At 72.1% G+C, this 19,612-nt stretch carries 22 protein-coding genes; 14 read left to right on the top strand and 8 right to left on the bottom strand.

What is annotated here, in order from left to right:
* Position 1 precedes the first annotated feature (1 nt).
* On the bottom strand, positions 2-340 hold the full coding sequence (locus ACLJOU_RS08985) for a hypothetical protein (protein WP_410565037.1): 339 nt from the start codon (positions 338-340) through the stop codon (positions 2-4).
* A gap of 131 nt (positions 341-471) precedes the next feature.
* Here ACLJOU_RS08985 and ACLJOU_RS08980 point away from each other — a divergent pair, with 131 nt between their 5' ends.
* Entirely contained in the window at positions 472-1,914 is a 1,443-nt protein-coding gene (locus ACLJOU_RS08980; RefSeq protein WP_410565035.1) for a glycoside hydrolase family 76 protein, read from the top strand.
* 123 nt (positions 1,915-2,037) lie between these two features.
* Here ACLJOU_RS08980 and htpG read toward each other — a convergent pair whose 3' ends face one another.
* Complete coding sequence (gene htpG, locus ACLJOU_RS08975; protein ID WP_410565032.1) at positions 2,038-3,933, bottom strand: molecular chaperone HtpG; 1,896 nt, start codon at positions 3,931-3,933, stop codon at positions 2,038-2,040.
* A gap of 155 nt (positions 3,934-4,088) precedes the next feature.
* Here htpG and ACLJOU_RS08970 point away from each other — a divergent pair, with 155 nt between their 5' ends.
* From ACLJOU_RS08970 to ACLJOU_RS08955, 4 genes are all read left to right on the top strand, one after another.
* Positions 4,089-5,027, top strand: coding sequence for an alpha/beta hydrolase family esterase (locus ACLJOU_RS08970; protein ID WP_410565030.1), 939 nt, complete (start codon positions 4,089-4,091; stop codon positions 5,025-5,027).
* Between the two features lie 98 nt (positions 5,028-5,125).
* Positions 5,126-5,587 carry an HNH endonuclease gene (locus tag ACLJOU_RS08965; protein ID WP_410565028.1) on the top strand — a complete coding sequence of 154 codons (462 nt, stop codon included), beginning with the start codon at positions 5,126-5,128 and terminating at the stop codon, positions 5,585-5,587.
* Between the two features lie 107 nt (positions 5,588-5,694).
* Positions 5,695-7,062 carry a protein kinase domain-containing protein gene (locus ACLJOU_RS08960; protein WP_410565025.1) on the top strand — a complete coding sequence of 456 codons (1,368 nt, stop codon included), beginning with the start codon at positions 5,695-5,697 and terminating at the stop codon, positions 7,060-7,062.
* 15 nt (positions 7,063-7,077) lie between these two features.
* Positions 7,078-7,413: a hypothetical protein gene (locus ACLJOU_RS08955; RefSeq protein ID WP_410565022.1), complete on the top strand. Its 336-nt coding sequence runs from the start codon at positions 7,078-7,080 to the stop codon at positions 7,411-7,413.
* A gap of 281 nt (positions 7,414-7,694) precedes the next feature.
* On the opposite strand, the gene ACLJOU_RS08950 is transcribed toward ACLJOU_RS08955, so the two are convergent.
* The 3 genes from ACLJOU_RS08950 to ACLJOU_RS08940 are packed head-to-tail and all read right to left on the bottom strand — an operon-like array spanning position 7,695 to position 9,978.
* Positions 7,695-8,348, bottom strand: coding sequence for a LuxR C-terminal-related transcriptional regulator (locus ACLJOU_RS08950; protein WP_410565020.1), 654 nt, complete (start codon positions 8,346-8,348; stop codon positions 7,695-7,697).
* 4 nt (positions 8,349-8,352) lie between these two features.
* A complete protein-coding gene (locus ACLJOU_RS08945) occupies positions 8,353-8,742 on the bottom strand; it encodes a hypothetical protein (protein ID WP_410565017.1) in 390 nt (129 codons plus the stop codon).
* 30 nt (positions 8,743-8,772) lie between these two features.
* Positions 8,773-9,978 (bottom strand): cytochrome P450, encoded by a 1,206-nt coding sequence (locus ACLJOU_RS08940; protein WP_410565015.1) that lies wholly within the window; start codon positions 9,976-9,978, stop codon positions 8,773-8,775.
* 450 nt (positions 9,979-10,428) lie between these two features.
* Here ACLJOU_RS08940 and ACLJOU_RS08935 point away from each other — a divergent pair, with 450 nt between their 5' ends.
* The 7 genes from ACLJOU_RS08935 (at position 10,429) to ACLJOU_RS08905 (ending at position 15,028) form a co-directional block, all read left to right on the top strand.
* Entirely contained in the window at positions 10,429-10,938 is a 510-nt protein-coding gene (locus tag ACLJOU_RS08935) for a L,D-transpeptidase (protein ID WP_410565012.1), read from the top strand.
* A 13-nt stretch (positions 10,939-10,951) separates the two neighbouring features.
* Positions 10,952-11,716 carry a putative protein N(5)-glutamine methyltransferase gene (locus tag ACLJOU_RS08930; RefSeq protein ID WP_410565010.1) on the top strand — a complete coding sequence of 255 codons (765 nt, stop codon included), beginning with the start codon at positions 10,952-10,954 and terminating at the stop codon, positions 11,714-11,716.
* 35 nt (positions 11,717-11,751) lie between these two features.
* Positions 11,752-12,228 carry an RNA polymerase sigma factor gene (locus ACLJOU_RS08925; RefSeq protein WP_410566660.1) on the top strand — a complete coding sequence of 159 codons (477 nt, stop codon included), beginning with the start codon at positions 11,752-11,754 and terminating at the stop codon, positions 12,226-12,228.
* On the top strand, positions 12,225-12,821 hold the full coding sequence (locus ACLJOU_RS08920; RefSeq protein WP_410565007.1) for a methylated-DNA--[protein]-cysteine S-methyltransferase: 597 nt from the start codon (positions 12,225-12,227) through the stop codon (positions 12,819-12,821). Before ACLJOU_RS08925 ends, ACLJOU_RS08920 begins: the two co-directional genes overlap by 4 nt.
* Positions 12,818-13,531: a 2OG-Fe(II) oxygenase gene (locus tag ACLJOU_RS08915; protein WP_410565005.1), complete on the top strand. Its 714-nt coding sequence runs from the start codon at positions 12,818-12,820 to the stop codon at positions 13,529-13,531. Before ACLJOU_RS08920 ends, ACLJOU_RS08915 begins: the two co-directional genes overlap by 4 nt.
* The gene (locus ACLJOU_RS08910) at positions 13,528-13,902 is read left to right on the top strand and encodes a hypothetical protein (RefSeq protein ID WP_410565002.1); all 375 of its coding nucleotides are present in this window, start codon (positions 13,528-13,530) and stop codon (positions 13,900-13,902) included. The genes ACLJOU_RS08915 and ACLJOU_RS08910 overlap by 4 nt, the downstream gene beginning before the upstream one ends.
* A gap of 646 nt (positions 13,903-14,548) precedes the next feature.
* Positions 14,549-15,028 (top strand): methylated-DNA--[protein]-cysteine S-methyltransferase, encoded by a 480-nt coding sequence (locus ACLJOU_RS08905; RefSeq protein WP_410565000.1) that lies wholly within the window; start codon positions 14,549-14,551, stop codon positions 15,026-15,028.
* On the opposite strand, the gene ACLJOU_RS08900 is transcribed toward ACLJOU_RS08905, so the two are convergent.
* Positions 15,029-15,631 (bottom strand): LysE/ArgO family amino acid transporter, encoded by a 603-nt coding sequence (locus ACLJOU_RS08900; RefSeq protein ID WP_410564997.1) that lies wholly within the window; start codon positions 15,629-15,631, stop codon positions 15,029-15,031. It abuts the gene before it with no gap.
* 66 nt (positions 15,632-15,697) lie between these two features.
* Here ACLJOU_RS08900 and ACLJOU_RS08895 point away from each other — a divergent pair, with 66 nt between their 5' ends.
* Positions 15,698-16,582 (top strand): LysR family transcriptional regulator ArgP, encoded by an 885-nt coding sequence (locus tag ACLJOU_RS08895; protein ID WP_410564994.1) that lies wholly within the window; start codon positions 15,698-15,700, stop codon positions 16,580-16,582.
* 99 nt (positions 16,583-16,681) lie between these two features.
* Here the strand turns inward: ACLJOU_RS08895 and ACLJOU_RS08890 are convergent, their stop codons facing one another.
* Positions 16,682-17,311 carry a TetR/AcrR family transcriptional regulator gene (locus tag ACLJOU_RS08890; protein ID WP_410564991.1) on the bottom strand — a complete coding sequence of 210 codons (630 nt, stop codon included), beginning with the start codon at positions 17,309-17,311 and terminating at the stop codon, positions 16,682-16,684.
* 63 nt (positions 17,312-17,374) lie between these two features.
* Between ACLJOU_RS08890 and ACLJOU_RS08885 the strand changes: the two genes are divergently transcribed.
* Positions 17,375-18,889, top strand: a complete 1,515-nt coding sequence (locus tag ACLJOU_RS08885; protein ID WP_410564989.1) for an FAD-dependent monooxygenase — start codon at positions 17,375-17,377, stop codon at positions 18,887-18,889.
* A gap of 137 nt (positions 18,890-19,026) precedes the next feature.
* On the opposite strand, the gene ACLJOU_RS08880 is transcribed toward ACLJOU_RS08885, so the two are convergent.
* Complete coding sequence (locus ACLJOU_RS08880; protein ID WP_410564987.1) at positions 19,027-19,566, bottom strand: hypothetical protein; 540 nt, start codon at positions 19,564-19,566, stop codon at positions 19,027-19,029.
* Positions 19,567-19,612: the final 46 nt, after the last annotated feature.

Genomic DNA, 19,612 nt, shown 5'->3' with positions numbered 1-19,612 from the left:
GTCACGGGCGCCACTCGTCGCGCCAATCGGGGTGGGCTTCGTACACGGACGCGATCAGCTTGACGGAGAGGTCGTCGTGGGTGTCGCGGATTTCGCGCCGCAGGAACTCGGCCTTCTCGGCGAACGGCACCGGGTGCCGGTCCTCCATCGCCTCGACCGGCCCGCCGGCGAGGATCAGCCCGTCGCCGTCGTCGGCGTACATGATGCGCAGCCGCCCGCGCCGTTCGGCCTCGTCGATCAGCGGCAGCTCACCCGCTTGGACGCGCTCTTCGTCCTCCGCGAGCCGGGCGAGCACGAATTCGTCGAGCTTCGCGGTCGTGGTGTCGTCGAGATTCGTCATGGGCCCGGGATACCCGCCCGGCCGGGTCGCCACACAGGAATCTGTCGTGGAACCTGTCCCGAAAAGGACTGGACCACTGATATCGGCCGCCCACAATGGAGGTATCGCCCCTTCAGCGCGGAAGGTGACCGATGCATTTCCTGGTGCCCCTGATGACGCTCGTCCTGGCCGCCACCCCGACCTCCACCCCCGCCGCCCCGGCCGCCCCGGCTGCCGCCGCAGCGATCTGCGACAAGTACTGCGATGCCCGAGATCCCGCCCTCTCCCCCGGCGACCGCGAAGGCGCTTCGGCCGGCGTCGCCGGCCGCCGGGTTTCCCTGCACTTCGACGACGGCGACGACATGGGCTGGGCGTCGATCACCGGCGGCACGGCCGGCGACCACGTCTGGCTGGACCGCTCGTCCGACGCCGGGCGCACGTGGGCCTCGGGGAGCAAACTCGGCGACACGGCGACACCGTCGGGTGCCACCGGGTGGCGGACCCTGATGTACAACGCCGACGACTGGGCGAACAAGGGCGTCGGGCTCCTGCGCGCGTGCGGGCAACCGGCGGGGTCGGGCACCATCGCCTGCACCGGCTGGGCCCGCCCGACGTGGAACGCCTGGGACCACCGGACCGCGGCCGCCACGGCGCTGATGGAGCGCTACAACCTCGGCACCGGCCTCTTCGACACGACCGGGTGGTGGAATTCGGCCAACGCGCTGACCGCGATCATCGACAATGTCCGCATCAGCGGCATGGGCAGCTACCGCTACGCGATCGACACGACGTACACGAAGAACCTGGCGGCGCAGGGCGGCAGCTTCCGCAACGACTACCTGGACGACACCGGCTGGTGGGGCCTGGCGTGGGTGGACACGTACGACCTGACCGGTGACAGCCGCTACCTGAACACCGCCCGTGCCGACGCCGACCACATGTACGCGTACTGGGACGGTGTCTGCGGCGGCGGGGTCTGGTGGAGCACGAGCCGCACCTACAAGAACGCCATCCCGAACTCGCTGTACGTCCAGCTGAACGCGGCGCTGCACAACCGCATCCCGGGCGACACGGTGTACTCGGCGCGGGCCCGCGCGGGCTGGGCCTGGTTCGCCGGCAGCGGGATGATCAACGGCTCGAACCTCGTCAACGACGGCCTGACGTCGACGTGCGCGAACAACGGCCAGGCGGTGTGGTCGTACAACCAAGGCGTCCCCCTGGCCGCATTGACCGAGCTGTACCGCGCCACGGGCGACGCGAGCCTGCTGACGAAGGCCCGTGCGATGGCGAACGCGTCGACGACGAACGGATCGCTCAACCCCGGCGGCATCCTCCGCGACCCGGGCGAGACGGCCGGCGGGGGCGGCGCGGACGGCCCGACGTTCAAGGGCGTGTACGCGCGGGACCTGGCCGTGCTGAACGCAGCACTGTCGGACCACCCGTACACGGCCTACCTGCAGCGACAGGCGAACTCGGCGTACGCCAACGACAGGAACAGCGCGGAGGCCTACGGCCTGCTGTGGGCCGGCCCGTTCGACCAAGCCGACGCCGCCCGCCAGCAGAGCGCCCTGGACCTGATGAACGCTGCCCCGTGACGGAAGCCGGATCCCGCGTGCTCGGCGCCGGATCCCGGGTGATCGAAGCCGGAACCGGCGAGTTCCGGCTTCGCTCACGCGAGTCACGGGCCCGAGCACGCGGGCTCCGGGCTCGAGCACGCGTCAGAGCGTCTTTTCCAGCCGGCCGGCGAGCAGCTTGATGAACCGCGACGGGTCGGCCAGTTCACCGCCCTCCGCCAGCAGCGCCATGCCGTAGAGCAGCTCGGCCGTCTCGGCCAGCCCCTCGTCCTCCGGCCGCGAAGCGTGGGCCTCGCGCAGCCCGGTCACCAGCGCGTGTTCCGGGTTGAGCTCGAGGATGCGCTTGATCGGCGGCAGCTCCTGCCCCATCGCGCGGTACATCTTCTCCAGCGTCGGGGTCAGGTCGTGCGTGTCACCGACGATGCAGGCCGGCGACGTCGTGAGCCGCGACGACAGGCGGACCTCCTTGACGGTGTCGCCCAGCGCCGTGCCCATCCACGTCAGCAGGCCCTCGAAGTCCTTGTTCTGCTGTTCGCGGGCGACCTCGGTGGCCTTCTTGTCCTCTTCCGACTCGAGGTCCACCTGGCCCTTGGCGATCGACTGGAACTGCTTCCCGTCGAAGCCGGGCACCGCGTCGACCCACATCTCGTCGATCGGGTCGGTCAGCACCAGCACCTCGAAGCCCTTGGCGCGGAAGGCTTCCATGTGCGGCGAGTTCTCGATCGCCGACCGCGATTCGCCGGTCATGTAGTAGATGTGCTGCTGGCCGTCCTTCATCCGCTCGACGTACTCGCGCAGCGACGTCGGCTTTTCGGCGTCGTGCGTCGAGGCGAACGACGAGATCTCGAGGATGGCCTCGCGGTTTTCGAAGTCGTCGAGCAGGCCCTCCTTGACCGCCCGGCCGAACTCGCGCCAGAACGTCGCGTACTTCTCCGCGTCGGCGGTCATCATGGTCTTGACCGTCGAGAGGACCTTCTTCACCAGGCGACGGCGGATCAGCTGGATCTGGCGGTCCTGCTGCAGGATCTCCCGCGACACGTTCAGGGAGAGGTCCTGCGCGTCGACCACGCCCTTGACGAACCGCAGGTACTCGGGGACGAGCGACTCGCAGTCGTCCATGATGAAGACGCGCTTGACGTAGAGCTGCACGCCGCGCTTGCGCTCCCGCAGGAACAGGTCCATCGGCGCGTGCGAGGGCAGGAACAGCAGCGCCTGGTACTCGAACGTGCCCTCGGCCTGCAGGCGGATCGTCTCGAGGGGGTCCTGCCAGTCGTGGCTGACGTGCTTGTAGAACTCGTGGTACTCGTCCTCGCTGACCTCGCTCGACGACCGCGCCCACAGCGCCTTCATCGAGTTGACCGTCTCGACCTCGGCGTCTTCGCCGTCGCCCTTCATCCGGATGGGCCAGGTGATGAAGTCGGAGTACCGCTTGACGATTTCGCGGATCTTCGCCGCGGACGTGTAGTCGTAGAGGTGGTCTTCGGTGTCCTCGGGCTTGAGGTGCAGCGTGACCGCGGTGCCCTGCGGCGCGTCCTCGACCGGCTGGATCGTGTACGTGCCTTCGCCGGTCGACTCCCAGCGGACGCCCTCGGCGGTGCCCGCGCGGCGCGTCACGAGGGTGACCTTGTCCGCGACCATGAAGCTCGCGTAGAACCCGACGCCGAACTGGCCGATCAGGTCCTGCGACGCCGCGGCGTCCTTCGCCTCCTTCAGCTTGGTCAGGAAGTCGGCGGTGCCGGACTTGGCGATCGTCCCGATCAGGGCGACGACCTCGTCGCGGGTCATGCCGATGCCGTTGTCCCGCACGGTCAGGGTCCGGGCACCGGGATCGGTCTCGATCGTGATGTGCAGGTCGGAGGTGTCCGCCTCGAGGTCCTTGTCGCGGTACGACTCCAGCCGCAGCTTGTCGAGGGCGTCGGAGGCGTTGGACACGAGTTCCCGCAGGAACGTGTCCTTGTTCGAATAGATCGAATGGATCATCAGCTGGAGCAGCTGACGCGCTTCCGACTGGAACTCCAGCGTCTCGATCGGGGCAGTCACTTCCATTCCTTTCGCGTGTCCGGCGGCCGACGTTGGGTCGATCCTACCGAGCGGGTCCGACAGTCCGGGACCGCGCACTTTATGAACGCAATCTGGGCGGCCGCGGCTCCCGGTGTGATGCTGGCCACGCCCCGCTGCCGATCAAGGAGGATCGAGTGCCCCGACGCTTCACCCGGTGGGCGGCCACGTTCGCCGCGGCCTGTGCCCTGACCACCGCCTTCGCTGCGCCCGCCGCCGCGGGCGGGGTCGCCGACCACCCCGTCCGCACCACCGGCTGCGGCCGTCCCGCGGGCTTCCCGGCCGGGGTGACCACCACCCGCCACGTCACCTCGGGCGGCCTCGACCGCGAGTACACCGTCCACCTGCCCGCGCGCTACGACCCACACCGGCCGTACCCGCTGGTCCTGTCCTTCCACGGGCACAAGCGCACGTCCCAGTACCAGGAGGAGCTGTCCGGCTTCTCGGCGCTCGACGCGATCGCGGTCTACCCGCAGGGCCTGATCGGCACCGACGGCGAGTCCGCCTGGACGGGAGCGCCCTATTCGGCGGCCGCGGACGACGTCCTGTTCACCAGTGATCTGCTGAACGCCCTGCAGCGCACGCTGTGCGTCGACGCCGGCCGGATCTTCGCCGCGGGGAAGTCGAACGGCGGCGGCTTCGTCGGCGTGCTGGCCTGTCGCCTGGCCGGCCGGATCGCCGCGTTCGCGCCCGTGTCCGGCGCGTTCTACCCGCAGGGCGGCGCCTGCGACCCGAGCCGGCCGGTGCCGGTCCTCGACTTCCACGGCACGGCCGACACGACGATCCCCTACACCGGCAACCCCGCGAAGGGCCTGCCCGCCATCCCGGACTGGCTGGCGGCCTGGTCCACAAGGGACGGTTGCCGGCCCGATCCGGTCTCGTGGACGCCGGTCGCCGGGGTCGTCGCCGAGAAGTGGCTCGGCTGCGACCGGCACAGCGCCCTCGAGCACTACCGCGTCGAAGGCGCCGGGCACGTCTGGCCGAGCACCCGGCCGAACAACGATTCCGCGACACCGACGGTGATCGACGCGACGCCGGTCATCTGGCGGTTCTTCCGCGCGCATCCCCTGCGGTGAAACACGATTGACGCAGGTCAGGACGCTCGGCGACGATGATTCGCAGCACCGCGGGAAGCCGCGCTTCCCGCGTTCCCATCGTCGAATCGGAGTGAACCGTGAAGGTACTCGTCCTGAACGCCGGCTACGAGCCGCTGCAGACCGTTTCGGTCCCGCACGCGATCCGCATGCTCGTGCGCCACGTCGCGGAGATCCACGAGGCCGAGGACGGCCTCGCCTACGGGTTGTTCCCGCGCCCGAAGATCGTGCGGTTGCTGCGGTACGTCGTCATGAAGTGGCGATATACGCAGCCGCCGCGCTGGTCCCGGCGCGGTGTGCTGGTCCGTGACGGGTACCGCTGCGCCTACTGCGGGCAGCGCGCCACCACGATCGACCACGTGACGCCGCTGAGCCGCGGCGGCGCCCGGACCGACTGGCTCAACACGGTCGCCGCGTGCGGGGGCACCGCCCGCAGCTGCAACGCCCGCAAGGCGGACAAGCTGCCGGGCGAGGCGGGGATGAAGCTGCGCTTCGCGCCGTACGTCCCGGCCTGGGACCAGTTGCACCGGCTCGGCGCTTGAGCCCGGCCTGTCCGTCGGCACACCGGCGGGCAGGCCGTTAGGCTCGAACCGATCGCCACCCCGATCCGTGTGTTCGGTGTGCTCTGGGGAAGGCCGGGGAGGTCGCCGTGACCGACGCAGGAGAGCTGATCGCCGGGCGCTACCGGCTGGCGGCGCGGATCGGCCAGGGGTCGATGGGCGTCGTCTGGCGCGCCCGCGACGAGCGGCTCGACCGGGTCGTCGCGGTCAAGCAGCTGGACTACGACGCGGCCATCGGGCCGGCCGCGGGTGAGCAGGCGAGCCTGCGTGCGCTGCGCGAGGCGCGGCTGACCGCGCGCCTGCGGCACCCGCACGCGATCACGGTGCACGACGTCGTCGACGCGCCCGGCGGGCCCTACCTCGTCATGGAGTACCTGCCCTCGCGCAGTCTCGCCGAGATCCTGCTGGACCGGGAGACCCTCCCGGCCGAGGAGGTGGCGCGCATCGGCGCGCCGATCGCGTCGGCACTGGCCGCCGCGCACGCCGAAGGCGTCGTGCACCGCGACGTCACCCCCGCCAACGTCCTGATCGGCGAATCCGGTGTCGCCAAGATCGCCGACTTCGGCATCTCCCGCGCCACCGGGGAAGGCACCGTGACCGGCGGCGGGTTCATCGCGGGCACTCCGGCCTACCTGGCGCCCGAAGTCGCCGCCGGCGGCGAAGCGGGTTTCCCGGCCGACGTCTTTTCGCTGGGAGCGACCCTTTACCGGGCACTCGAAGGCACGCCCCCGTTCGGCCACGACGACAACGCGATCACGCTCCTGCTGCGCATCGCGAAGGAGGAGATCGTCCCGCCGAGGCACGGCGGACCGCTCGCCGAGGTGCTCACCCGCATGCTGCAGCGGGACCCCGAAGCGCGTCCGACGATGGCGGAGGTCCAGGAGCTGTTCGAAGCGGTCACCGGCGGCCGTCCCCTGCCGGCGCCCCGCCCGCGGCCCCGGCCGGGGACCAGGCTCCTGCGCGTTCCGCGTCCCCGGCGCCGGCTCGTCCTCGCCGGTGCGGCCGGCGCGGTCCTGCTGGCCGCGGGCGTCGTGATCGGCACGGTGATCGTCCCGGACGGCACTCCCGTGGCCGCCCCCGTCCCGACCGTTCCGACCGTCCCGACGGCGCCGACGACTTCGAGCCCGGTGCCGACGACCCCGGCCGACCTGGGCTGCGCCGCCCGCTACGAGGTGACGAACTCCTGGCCCGGCGGCTACCAGGTCCAGGTGACGGTGCGCAACGACCGCACCGCGGGCCTGTCCGGCTGGCGCGTCCGCTGGCAGCTGCCCGCCGGTCACCGCATCAGCGGCTTGTGGAACGGCACCTTCACCGTCGATGGTTCCACGGTGACGGTCGAAAACGCCGCCTGGAACGCGAAGCTCGACGCGAACGCGACGACGACGTTCGGCCTGATCGCCCTGACGCAGAACGGAAGTGACGACGCCCGTCCGGCGCTCACCTGCCGGACGCTGTGACCACCGGGAGGCACCGTGAGCACCGCGCGCGTGGACGCCAGGCGCAGATCGATCCGGTTCGACGGCAGAACCGTCACCCTGCGGATCGACACGACGAGCATGGGCATCCTTCCCGACCGGGCCGACCACCCCTTCCCGGTCGCGAAGCTCACGGCCGTCCGGCACCGGGAGGCGACCGCGTGGAAGCTGGGCGAGATCACCTTCGAGGCTCCGGACGCCCCCACCGGCATCGTCGAGAACGTCCCGCTGTTCGCGGACAAGCTGCCGGGCAACGTCTTCCGGTACGAATACTCGAAGCGCGCCCGGGTCAAGGAGTTCCTCGAAGCCGTCGACAAAGCCCGCAAGAAGTAGCAGGGCGCGGCCACTCCGCTGCCCCCAGCCGACCTCGGTTGGGCCATGGAGTCCAAATTGGACGTGTCGATGGTGTGGGCGGGGTGCCCGTCGTACGGATCGTGGTGGTGGACGGCAACTCCCGGCGGAGCGGGCCTGGTCGCACGGCGGCAGCGGCTGCTCGGCGTACATCGCGCCCCCGTCCGGACCCACCTCACGCCACGCCACGCTCGTACACGAGCGCCCCCGGTCCGATGCACATCCCTCGCACAGCACCGGAGCGCCGCTTCGAACGCGCGGTCTCAACCTCCGCCTTGCCCCGGGCGGCACAACCCACGTTCGTACGCCAGCAACCCCGCCCCGGTCCGGTGCGCACAACCCAGCTTCCGCACCACCCGCGCCACGTGCTCCCGCACCACCGGCTCCGGCAGATCCAGCCGCGCGGCGATCTCCGCGTTCGTCAGCGCCGCGCCCACCGCCGCGAGGACCTCGGTCTCCCGGGCCGAAAGGCGGTCCACCGCCGCCAAGTGCTCGTCGCGCGGGCCGGACAAGCGGGTCGCCGCCGAGACCAGGCGGCGGGAGGCGTCCGGGGACAGGACCACGTGGCCGTCCGCCGCCAACCGGACCACCTTGATCAGGTCCTGCCGGCGGGCCGACCGCAGCAGGAACCCGGCCGCGCCGTCGCGGAGGGCTCGGAGGATGCCCGCGTCCGAGTCGAACGTCGCCAGGGCCACCACCGCCGGGCGGCGGGTCAGCGTGTCCGGCCAGCTCAGGCGCAGGTCCAGGAGCAGGACGTCCGGCAGCCGGCGGCGCAGGGTGACCCGGGCCGCCGTCGCGTCGGGGGCCGCGCCGACGAGCTCGATGCCGTCCGCCTCGTCGAGGAACGTGCTCAGGCGGGCTCGCACCGCCGGGTCGCGTTCGGCCACCAGGACCCGGACCGGCGACGGCGCGAGCACCGCCTCAGTCCCGGGGTCGCAGGCGGATCAACGGCAGGTCGGTCTTCGACCCACCGACCAGGTCCCGCCCGCCGGGGCCGCGGAGCCGCACCTCGCGGAACCGCACCGACGAAAGCTGCGCGGCTTCGATCGGGTAGACGTCGCCGTAGCGCTTGATCTTGTCGACCAGCTCCTTGCCGAGCAGTTCGACGAGACCGGCGTGCCGGGTCGCGCCGCCGCCCAGCGGCACGTCCAGTTGCTTGCGCACCTCGGGGAACCGCTGGTCGAGTTCGACCGCGAGCTGGTGGATCGTGACGTAGGCCCGGCCGAACTCATCGGCGTCCGGACCGGGCGGGATCTCCTGCAGCACCTTGATGAGCTTGTCGTCCATCCCGAGCTTGTCCCACAACGTCACGTCTTTCCTCCGCTCCCGACCGCCGTTGGTCTACCAGAGGACCGGCACGCGGTCCACTCCCCCGGTGACACGGTTCGTCCGGATTTCGAGTTCATCCACGCCGACGGCCAGGCGCATCCCGGGGAACCGCCGGAACAGCGACCCGAAGACGATGCGCAGCTCGGTGCGGGCGAGGCTGGCGCCGATGCAGAAGAAGCCGCCGTAGGCGAACGCGACGTGCGAGTTCGGCTTCCGATCGGGATCGAACGCCTCCGGGGCGGGGAACACGGTTTCGTCCCGGTTGGCCGCGGCGATCGACAGGACCACCGCGTCACCGCGCGCGATCCGCACGCCGCCGAGCTCGACGTCTTCGTGGGCGTACCGCAGCACGCCGAGCCCGCTCGGCGCGGACAGCCGCAGGATCTCCTCGACGAAGCCGTGCACGCGGTGTTCGGGATCGGCGGCCAGCGCGTCCCGGTGCGCGAGGTCGGTGAGCAGGTAGAGGGCGCCGAGATCGATCCGGTTGGAGGTCGTCTCGTGCCCGGCGAACAGCAGTCCGGCCGCGAGCCGGGCGACGTCGTCGTCGCCGAGGGCCGGGTCGTCGGCCTGCGCGCGCACCAGGTCCGAGACGACGTCCTGGCCGGGCTCGCGCCGCTTCTGCGCGGCGAGCCGGCTCATGTAGGCGGCGAACTCCTCGAGCGCGGCGTCCGCACCGGCGCCGATGTCCATCCGGCCCATCCGGTCGGACAGCACCCGGAACGTCTCGTGGTCCTCGAACGGGACGCCGAGCAGCTCGCAGATCACCAGCACCGGCAACGGGAACGACAGGTGTTCGTGCAGGTCCACCGGACCGCCGCCGCGGCGGACGCGCTCCATGTCGTCGAAGCAGCGGTCGGCGAACTCCTGGACGCGGCCGGCGAGCCGGCGGATCCGGTTGGCCGAGAACGCGGGCACGAGCAACCGCCGCATCCGCGCGTGCTCGGCGTGCTCGGTCTCGTGGTCACCCTGCGGACGGCTGAGCAGGGCGGCGTCCGACAACGCCGACGCCTCCTCCGGCGCGGGGTGCGACCGCCCGAACCGCGGATCGGTGAAGGCGGCACGCACCTGCTCGAACCCCGTGACGAGCCAGGCCGGGTCCCCGGCCGGAGTGGTCACGGCGACAACGGGCCCCTCCCGGCGCAGCACCTCGAAGAGCGGGGCGATTTCCAGGACGTTCGGCCGATCGAACGGCAGGCGCGGAGTGGTACTGGCGGTCATGGGTGCTCCTCCCGGGCGCGCGGCCGGCAGGCGCGGACACGGCGGGCCGGTCACGGCCGCTCCCCCGGTCCCCCGCGATCCACGGTACTCAGGAACCCGGCCCCCGGGCCCGGAAGCCGGATTCCCCGCCCGATCGGGCCAGCACCCGTGCCCGGAGCACCGGAATTGTCGGTGGTGGCCGGTAACGTGGGCAACGGGGCCGGAGGCCAACCCTCGCCACGGCGACCGGCTCGCCACGCGCCTGCTCCTTCGTGCCGGTGGACACGCTCAGCGGCGTCACCCGGCGTCACCCGGCGTCTCAGCGTCGCGACGCCCGCCCCGAGCGCCAGGTCGTGACGGTGGCCAATAACGGTTCGACGTCGCCCGGTCGGGGTAACCCTCTCGCGCTCAACCTTCGGGGCCGTTCACCCGTACTGATCCCCGGCAGGAACTCGGGCGAGGGGATGGCGGATGCGCAGAACCGGGGTGGTGACCCTGTTGGGTGCGGTGCTGGTCACGGCGGCTTGCTCGGCGCCGCGCACGACGACGCCGAGCCCGCTCGCCGAGCCGGCGCCACTGACCGCCACCCCGGCGACCACGGCCACGCCGACCCCGGCCACCACGCCGCCGCCCGCGCCACCGTGCGCCGTCACGACCGGAGCCTGCGTGAGCCTGGCGCACGGGCTGGCCTGGCTGCTGCGGGACGGCCGGGTCGTCCGCGGTCCGGTCCCGGCGGGGTTCGGGCCACCCGACCAGGCGACCCCGGCCGGGTCGTTCCACGTCGTGTGGAAGGACCGCGAGCACCGCAGCAGCCAGTACGGCACCGACATGCCCAACTCGGTGTTCTTCGCCGCCGGCGGCATCGCCTTCCACGCCGGACCGCTCGACGCGCCCTCGCACGGCTGTGTCCACCTGAGCGACGCCGACTCGGCGGCGTTCTTCGACGGGCTGAACGTCGGGGACGCCGTGCAGGTCTTGTAGGCTTCCTCCCCTGTTGGACACTTCCACCGTCGTCACCCGGCTGCGCGCCGCGGGCTGCGTGTTCGCCGAGGACGAGGCCGATCTCCTCGTCGCCGCGGCCACGACCCCCGCGGAACTCGACGCGCTCGTCGAACGCCGGGTCGCCGGGCTGCCCCTGGAACACCTGCTGGGCTGGGCGGAGTTCCACGGCCTGCGCGTCACCGTGCGGCCGGGCGTGTTCGTGCCGCGCCACCGCACGGCGTTCCTGGTCGACGTGGCCGTGTCGCTCGCTCCCCCGGACCCGGTGGTGGTCGACCTGTGCTGCGGCTCCGGAGCGCTGGGTGCCGCGTTCGCCGCCGCGCTCCCGCCGCGGGAGCTGCACGCCGCCGACGTCGAACCGGCCGCGGTCGAGTGCGCCCGGCTGAACCTCCCGGACGCCCACGTCCACCGGGGCGACCTCTACGACGCGCTGCCGGCGTCCCTGCGCGGCCGCGTCGACGTCCTGCTGGCCAACGTGCCGTACGTCCCTTCGGACGCCGTCGCGACGATGCCGCCTGAGGCTCGCCTGCACGAGCCGCTGGTGGCGCTCGACGGCGGCGCGGACGGCCTGGACCTCGCCCGCCGCGTCGCCGCGGGCGCGCCCGGCTGGCTCGCCCCCGGTGGGACCCTGCTGATCGAATCGAGCGAGCGGCAGGCGCCGGTGCTCGCGGAAATCCTTGCCACGGCGGGGTTGTCGGCGCGGGTGCACTCGTGCGACGACCTGGGCGCGACGGTCGTCTCCGGCACCGCGAAAACATGACCTCACGTTCCGGCGCTCCCGGACGTCTTCCCAATGTGATCGTGACACCGTTCGAGCAAGTCGTCGCCGAGCACGGGCCGATGGTCCTCCGGGTCTGCCGGGCCGTGCTCGGGCCGGCCGACGCCGAAGACGCCTGGTCGGAAACCTTCCTGGCCGCGTTGAAGGCCTACCCGGAGCTGCCCGCCGACGCCAACGTCCAGGCGTGGCTCGTCACGATCGCGCACCGCAAGGCCGTCGACGTCACCCGGGCGCAGGCTCGCCGCCCGGTCCCGGTCGGCGAGCTCCCGGAGCGGCCCGGCCGCGCGGAGGCGTGGCACGGCGACCTGTGGGACGCGCTGGCGAGGTTGCCGGACAAGCAACGCCTCGCCGTCGCCTACCACTACCTGGCCGGGCTGCCGTACCGCGAAATCGCGGAGATCACCGGCGGCACCGTCGACGCCGCGCGCCGCGCGGCCGCCGACGGCGTCAAAGCGCTGCGAGCCCTCTATCCCCTGGAAGGAGCGCACTCATGACGGACATCATCTTCGGCCACTTGAGGGACGACATCCTGCTCGACCCGCGCGTGATGCACGAGCGCCTCGTCGCCGACGCTGCTCGCGAGGGGTTGCTCGACGTCGCTTACGACACGGTCGACTCCCCGGTCGGGCCGTTGCTGCTGGCGGCCACCGAGGAGGGCCTGGTGAAGGTGGCCTTCGACCGCCAGGACCACGAGGCCGTGCTGGCCGAGCTGGCCGCGGCCATCAGCCCGCGGATCCTGCGCGCCCCGGCCCGCCTCGCCCCGGTGACCCGGCAGCTCGACGAGTACTTCCGCGGCGAGCGGCACACCTTCGACGTGCCGCTGGACTTCCGGCTGGCGCGGGGGTTCCGCCGGGCGGTGCTCGACCACCTGCCCGAGATCGCCTACGGCCGCACCGAAAGCTACGCCCAGGTCGCGGCGGCGGCAGGCAGTCCGAAGGCGGTCCGCGCGGTCGGCACCGCGTGCGCTCTCAACCCGTTGCCGGTGGTGGTGCCGTGCCACCGGGTCGTCCGGTCCGACGGGTCGTACGGGCAGTACGCCGGCGGGGAAGAAGCCAAGCGGGTCCTGCTGACGATGGAGGCGGCATGACCGCGTTCGAAGAGCGCGTCGCCGCGGCCGACTGGGCCGCGGTGGCCGCGGAGGTCGACGACTACGGCTGTGCGCTCCTGCCGCAGCTGCTCACGCCGGCGGAGTGTGCGCGGCTGGTCGCGTTGTGGGACGAGCCGTCGCACTTCCGGGCGACGGTGAACCTGCGCCGGCACCGGTTCGGGGACAACGGTGACTACCACTACTTCGCTTCGCCGTTCCCGGAACCGGTGCAGCGGCTGCGGCAGGCGCTCTACCCGCGGCTGCTGCCGATCGCGCAGGACTGGTCGGCCCGGCTGGGCCGCGAGGCGGAGTGGCCGTCCACTTTGGACGAGTGGCTGGCGGTCTGCCACGCCGCGGGGCAGCGGCGGCCGACACCGATCCTGCTGCGTTACGAAACGGGCGGCTGGAACGCGCTGCACCGCGACCTCTACGGCGACAAGGTGTTCCCGCTGCAGGTCGTGATCAATCTCAACGAGCCGGGCGCCGACCACACCGGCGGCGAGTTCCTCCTGGTGGAGCAGCGGCCACGGGCGCAGTCCCGCGGCACCGCGACGCTCATCCCGCAGGGCCACGGCCTGGTGTTCACCACCCGTGACAGGCCGGTCCGCTCGGCCCGCGGCTGGTCGGCGGCCCCGGTCCGCCACGGCGTTTCGGCGGTCCGTTCCGGCCGGCGGCACACGCTCGGCCTCGTGTTCCACGACGCGACATGACCGCCCTCGAACTGCAGGCCCTGCTGGGCCTGCTCGGCCGGGCGCGGCACATCGTGATCGGCACGGACGCTTCCTCCCGCGCGAACGGCGAGCAGATCGCCGCAGCATGGGGCGGCTTGGTGCTGGCCACGGTGACCTGGCCCGAGACGGCGGCGTCCTGGCTGCGCCAGGCGCGCCGCTTCGCCGCGCCGGAGCCGGACGCGTGGGTGGTCAGCGCCACGCCAGCGGGCTGGGCGGGCATGGCCCGGCGGCTGCAGCTGTCGACGTCGTGGAGTCCGCATCGGACAGTCGCGACCGCGGCACTGGCCGGCTTCCCGCTCCCCGGTCTCCGCGGCGCCCACGCGGACGGCACTAGCTGGGAGAACCGATGAACCATGCCACGCCAGGCGCAGCGCTTCACCGCGCCGAAGCCGGACGCCTGCGGTAGTCAGCGCCACCCCGACGGGCTGGACGGCCATGGCCCGGCAACCGTAACTGTCCACGCCGTGGAGTCCGCATGGGACATTCGCGACCGCCGCGCTGGCCGACTTCCCCTCCTCGGCCTCCGCAGCGCCCACGCGGACGGCACAACCTGGGAGAACCGATGAACCACACCACGCCGCGCCAGACCAACTTCACCACGCCGAAACCGGACGCGTGGCGTAGTGAGCGCCACCCCGACGGGCTGGACGGCCATGGCCCGGCAACCGTAACTGTCCACGCCGTGGAGTCCGCACGGGACATTCGCGATCGCCGCGCTGGCCGACTGCCCCCTCCTCGGCCTCCGCAGCGCCCACGCGGACGGCACAACCTGGGAGAACCGATCAACCATGCCACGCCAGGCGCAGCGCTTCACCGCGCCGAAGCCGGACGGCTGCGGTAGTCAGCGCCACCCCGGCGAGCTGGGTGGCCATGGCCCGGCGACCGCAGCTGTCGACAGCGTGGAGTCCGCACCGGACACTCGCGACCGCCGCGCTGGCCGACTTTCCGCTCCCGAGCCCCGCAGCGCCCGCCCAACGGCACAACCTGGGAGAACCGATGAACCACGCCATACTGGATTCCCCGATCGGCCCCCTGACCGTGGTCGGCGACGACGCCGTCGTGACCGGTCTGTACTTCCCGAACCACTGGACCCGCCCGGACCGCACCGCGTTCGGCGAGCGCGATGACACGGCGTTCCCGGAGGCAGTCCGGCAGCTGGCGGAGTACTTCGCCGGCCGACGCACCGAGTTCGACGTCCCGACGCAGGCGACCGGCCCCGACTTCGACCGTGCAGTGTGGACCGAGATCGCGAAGGTCCCGTACGGCACCACGGCCACCTACGGGGAGCTGGCCCGGGCCGTCGGCGGCCTGCCGCACGAGGTCGGCGCGGCGGTCGGCCGGAACCCGCTGAGCATCCTGGTCGCCTGCCACCGTGTCGTCGGCAAGAACGGCAAACTGACCGGCTACGCCGGCGGGCTGAAGCGGAAGGAGTTCCTCCTGGACCTGGAGCGGCCGCGGGATTCGACCCTGTGGTGATCAGACCCGGCCGAGCAGCAACGCCGTGCCGAGGCCGGCCATGGTCACGGCGATCACGATGTCCAGCACGCGCCACGCCATCGGCTTCGCGAACACCCCGGCGAGGCGCTTCGCCCCGAACCCGAGCGCGCTGAACCACACCGCGCTGGCGATCGCGGCGCCGAGGCCGAACAGCCAGCGCCCGTCGCCGTGGGCGACCGCGACCGAGCCGAGCAGCAGGACCGTGTCGAGGTACACGTGCGGGTTCAGCCACGTGAAGGCCACGCAGGTGAGCACGGCCTTCCGCAGCGGCGTGCGGTCTTCGCCGACGGTCATGACCGACGGCCGGAACGCGCGCCGGGCGGCGAGCGCGCCGTAGCCGAGCAGGAACAGCCCGCCGCCGATGGCGATGACCCCGATCGCGGCCGGCCAGTGCTTCAGCACGGCCCCGATCCCGCTGACCCCGAGCCCGATGAGGACGAGGTCGGAGGCGGCGCAGATGACGACCAGCGGCGCCACCGCGCCGCCGCGCAGGCCTTGTTGCAGCAGGAAGGCGTTCTGCGAGCCGATGGCGACGATCAGGGAGAGGCAGGTTCCGAAGCCGGCCAGCAGGAGTGGGAGCACCCCGTCACGGTAGGACCGCCGCACTGCGTTACTCCAGCTAAAGATTCTTACGTAACATTAGCGCCCATGATGTCGGATCTTCCGCTCGACCAGGTCAAGACGCTGCTCGCCGTAGTGGACGAGCAAAGTTTCGACGCGGCCGCCGCAGTCCTGCACGTGACGCCGTCGGCGGTCAGCCAGCGGGTGAAGGCGCTGGAGCAGCGCACGGGCCGCGTCCTGGTGCTGCGCACCAAGCCGATCCGGCTCACCTCGTCCGGCCAGGCCCTGGTCCGCTTCGCTCGCTCCCTGGCCCAGCTCGAGCAGGACGCCCTCGCGGAACTCGGCCTGGGTTCGTCCGTCCGGACGCTGTCGATCGCGGTGAACGCGGACTCCCTGGCGACCTGGTTCCTCCCGGCGCTCGCCGGACTGCCCGATTCCCCGGGCGTCTGCTTCGACCTCCAGCGCGAAGACGAGGACCACACAGCCGCTCTGCTGCGCGAAGGCCTGGTGATGGCGGCGGTCACGGCGGCACCCCAGCCGGTCCAGGGCTGCACCTCCCACCGCCTCGGCCGCATGCGCTACCGAGCCATGGCCTCCCCGGCGTTCGTCGAGCGCTGGCTGGGCGACGCGCCCCTCGCTTCATCGCTGCCGGAGTCCCCGGTGATCGTGTTCGACCGCAAGGACGACCTGCAGGACCGGTTCCTGCGCAGCCTGACCCGCCGCCGCAGCTTCACCCTGGTCCGCCACCACATCCCGGCTTCCGAGTCCTTCGTGGACGCGGTCGCGGCGGGCATGGGCTGGGGCATGGTCCCGGAAATCCAAGCGGCCCCGCGCGGGGCCGCGCTGGTGGACCTGGCCCCGGACCGCCCGATCGACATACCCCTGCACTGGCAGCAGTGGAAACTGGACTCCCCGGCCCTGGCCGCGGTGGCCGAGGCCGTCGCCCGAGGCGCCAAGACGGCCCTTCGCTGAGGACGCACCCCGACACCCAGTGAGGCAAGAGGGCTGTCGAACTCCTCCGCGCGCGCCGGCTGCATCCGGACGGCTTGAAGCCGGCGAACCGGCCCGTCGTCACCGCGCAGCCGGGAAGTCGCCCACTCCGTGCTCCACCAGGTCGAAGGCCTGATCGATCACCTCGACCTGCTCCCGCCGGACCACCTCGGCATCCTCCCCCGCCACGATCCGGGCCATCGCGTGCGCGAACACCGTCGTGATCGCCGTCGTCAGCAGCCCGGCCACCATGCGGGAACGGAACTCCTCGCCCGTCTCCTCCGCCAGCAGCGCCGCGAACGCGTCCGCGATCTCGCGCTCCTGCTCGTACCAGCGCGCCATCAGTGCCGGGCTCGAGGTCAGCACCCACCAGAACCCCGGGCCGCCCGCGATGGCGCCGGAAAGGGGGTGGCCCGACGACAGGAGCTCGTGCTGGTGGCGGCGCAACGCCGTGCACGGTGACACCCCCGCCGGCCGGGTGCGCAGGACCGCGGTCAGCTCCGCCAGACGGTCCGCGTGGCGGTCCAGGAACAGGTCCTCCTTGCGCGGGAAGTAGTTGAACACCGTCATCTTCGAGACGCCCGCCGCTTCGGCTATCTCCGCCACCGTCACCTCCTCGAAGCCACGCTGGATGAACAGGCCTGTGGCCACGTTGGAGATCAGCAGGCGGGTGGCCTGCTTCTTCCGCTCGCGCAGTCCGGGATCCGCCATGCGCGGAGTATAGACCGAGCTCAAAGTTTGACTCGGTAAAAGTTTCGCGGCATCATCGGAGCCATGAACAGGGATGTGGTGATCTCCGGGGGCGGACCGGTCGGCTTGATGCTGGCCTGTGAACTGCGGCTGGCGGGCGTGGACGTGCTCGTCGTCGAACGGCTGCCCGAGCCGGACCAGACGATCAAGGCGGGGTCGGTCAACCTGACCACCGCCGAAGCCTTCTACCGGCGCGGCCTGCTGCCCGCCATGGACGCCGTCGTGCAGCAGAACTTCGCGCAGATCCAGAAGTTCCTCGAGTCCCGCGGCGGAGGCGGACCGACCGCCGTTCCCGTGGGGCACTTCGCGGGGATCATGGTGACCTCCGGCGGGGTGGACTTCGACGATCCCGCCTTCCGGGACGTCGGGCCCGCCGCGCGGGTCGTCGTCATCCAGCAGCAGGCCGTCGAGGCGATCCTCGCCGGGCGGGCCGCCGAACTCGGGGTCGAGATCCGGCGTGGGGTCGAGCTCACCGGGTTCGACGCCGACGCCGACGGCGTCACCGTGCACCTCTCCGACGGCGCACCGGTCCGCGCCGGGTGGCTGGTCGGGGCCGACGGCGGCCGCAGCCGGGTGCGGAAGCTGGCCGGGTTCGAGTTCCCCGGGACCGATCCCGCCATCACCGGGCGGCAGGCGATGGCCGAGCTGACCGGCGCCGACGCCCTGCCCGCCGGGTGGCAGCACGGCTCCGGCGGCCTCTACGTCCACGGGCCGACGCCCGGCCGGATGCTCACCGTCGAGTTCGACGGGCCGCCGGCGGACCGGGACGCGCCCATCACCGCGCAGGAACTCGAAGACAGCTTCCGGCGCGTGTCCGGTGCAGACATCCGCGTGACGAAGGTCCACAGCGCGACGCGGTTCACCGACAACGCGCGGCAGGCGAGCACCTACCGCCTGGGCCGCGTGCTGCTGGCCGGGGACGCGGCGCACGTCCACTCGCCCTTCGGCGGGCAGGGCCTCAACCTCGGCATCGGCGACGCCGTCAACCTGGGCTGGAAACTCGCCGCGACCATCCACGGCTGGGCCCCCGCCGGCCTGCTCGACACCTACACGAGCGAACGGCACCCGATCGGCGAGTGGGTGCTCGAATGGACCCGGGCGCAGGTCGCGCTGATGCGCAGCGACGTGCGGACCAGGGCGCTGCGCCAGGTGGTCGCGGACCTGCTGCACACCGGCGACGGGGCGACGTACCTGGCCAAGAAGCTCTCCGGCGTCCTGCACCGCTACCCGATCGACGGCGAGCACGACCTGACCGGTCGTGCTGCGCCCGACTTCGCCTTCGCCGACGGCACCCGGCTCGGCGACCGCCTCCACGACGGCAAGGCCCTCCTGCTCGACCTCGCCGACCACGGCGACCTGCGCGAAACGGCGAGCGGCTGGGCCGGGCGCGTGCACGTGCTGACCGCCAAGTGCGACAGCGAACCGGCGCTGACCGGCGTGCTGGTCCGGCCGGACGGGCACATCGCCTGGGCGCGCGAGGACGGTTCGACGGCCGGGCTCGAAGGGGCACTGCGGGAGTGGTTCGGCGAACCCGCCTGACACTCCGGGCGCGCCGGGCCGGGACGGCCGACCCGGCCCGGCGCGACCGGTGACCCCCGCCCGGCGCGACCGGTGGCCCCCGGCCCGGCGCGACCAGTGGCCCCGCCCGGCGCGACCGGTGGCCCCGGCCCGGCGTCCTAGAGCCGCTCGCCGAGCAGCACGGCCAGGCGCGTGTAGACCTCTTTGCGGTGCTTGACGACGTATGCCACCGCCAGCCGGTTCTGGCCGTGGACGCGCTTGCCGGTGATGACCATCTCCGCGTTGTCCGTGCCGGCGCGATCGCAGAAGTAAGCGCCCTCGCCGGCGCCGGGCACCGCGGTCACCGGACCGCCGCAGTCCTGCTGGTAGTTCTTCAGCGCCTTGGCGGGCCGGTAGGCGCCGGCCGCCGAGGTGATCCACAGGTCGAGGAGCCAGGGGTGTACGAACTTGCCTTCGTATCGGCACTGGAACTCGGTGTGCGGCACGAACGTCTGGTCGGGCGGCTGTTCGGTCGCGATCAGGTCCTCGCTCGTGCCCAGCAGTTCCTGCAGTTCCGCCGGGCCGAGGAAAGGACAGGCGGCCGTGATCTTCACCGGCGACGCCGGCGGTGTGAACGGCGGGGGTGTGAACGGCGGGGGTGTGAACGGCGACGGCTTGGTGGTCGTCGTGACCGGCGGTGCCGAGCTGGATTTCGCCATAGCGGACGGAAGTACGGGCGGAATCACCGGAGCCGAGCACGCGCCC

Origin of the sequence: Amycolatopsis sp. cmx-4-61 (assembly GCF_046548775.1) — a bacterium.
In the GTDB taxonomy this organism is placed as follows: domain Bacteria; phylum Actinomycetota; class Actinomycetes; order Mycobacteriales; family Pseudonocardiaceae; genus Amycolatopsis.
Note: the sequence above shows the minus strand (reverse complement) of the source record. Positions and strands in the feature narration are given on the sequence as shown.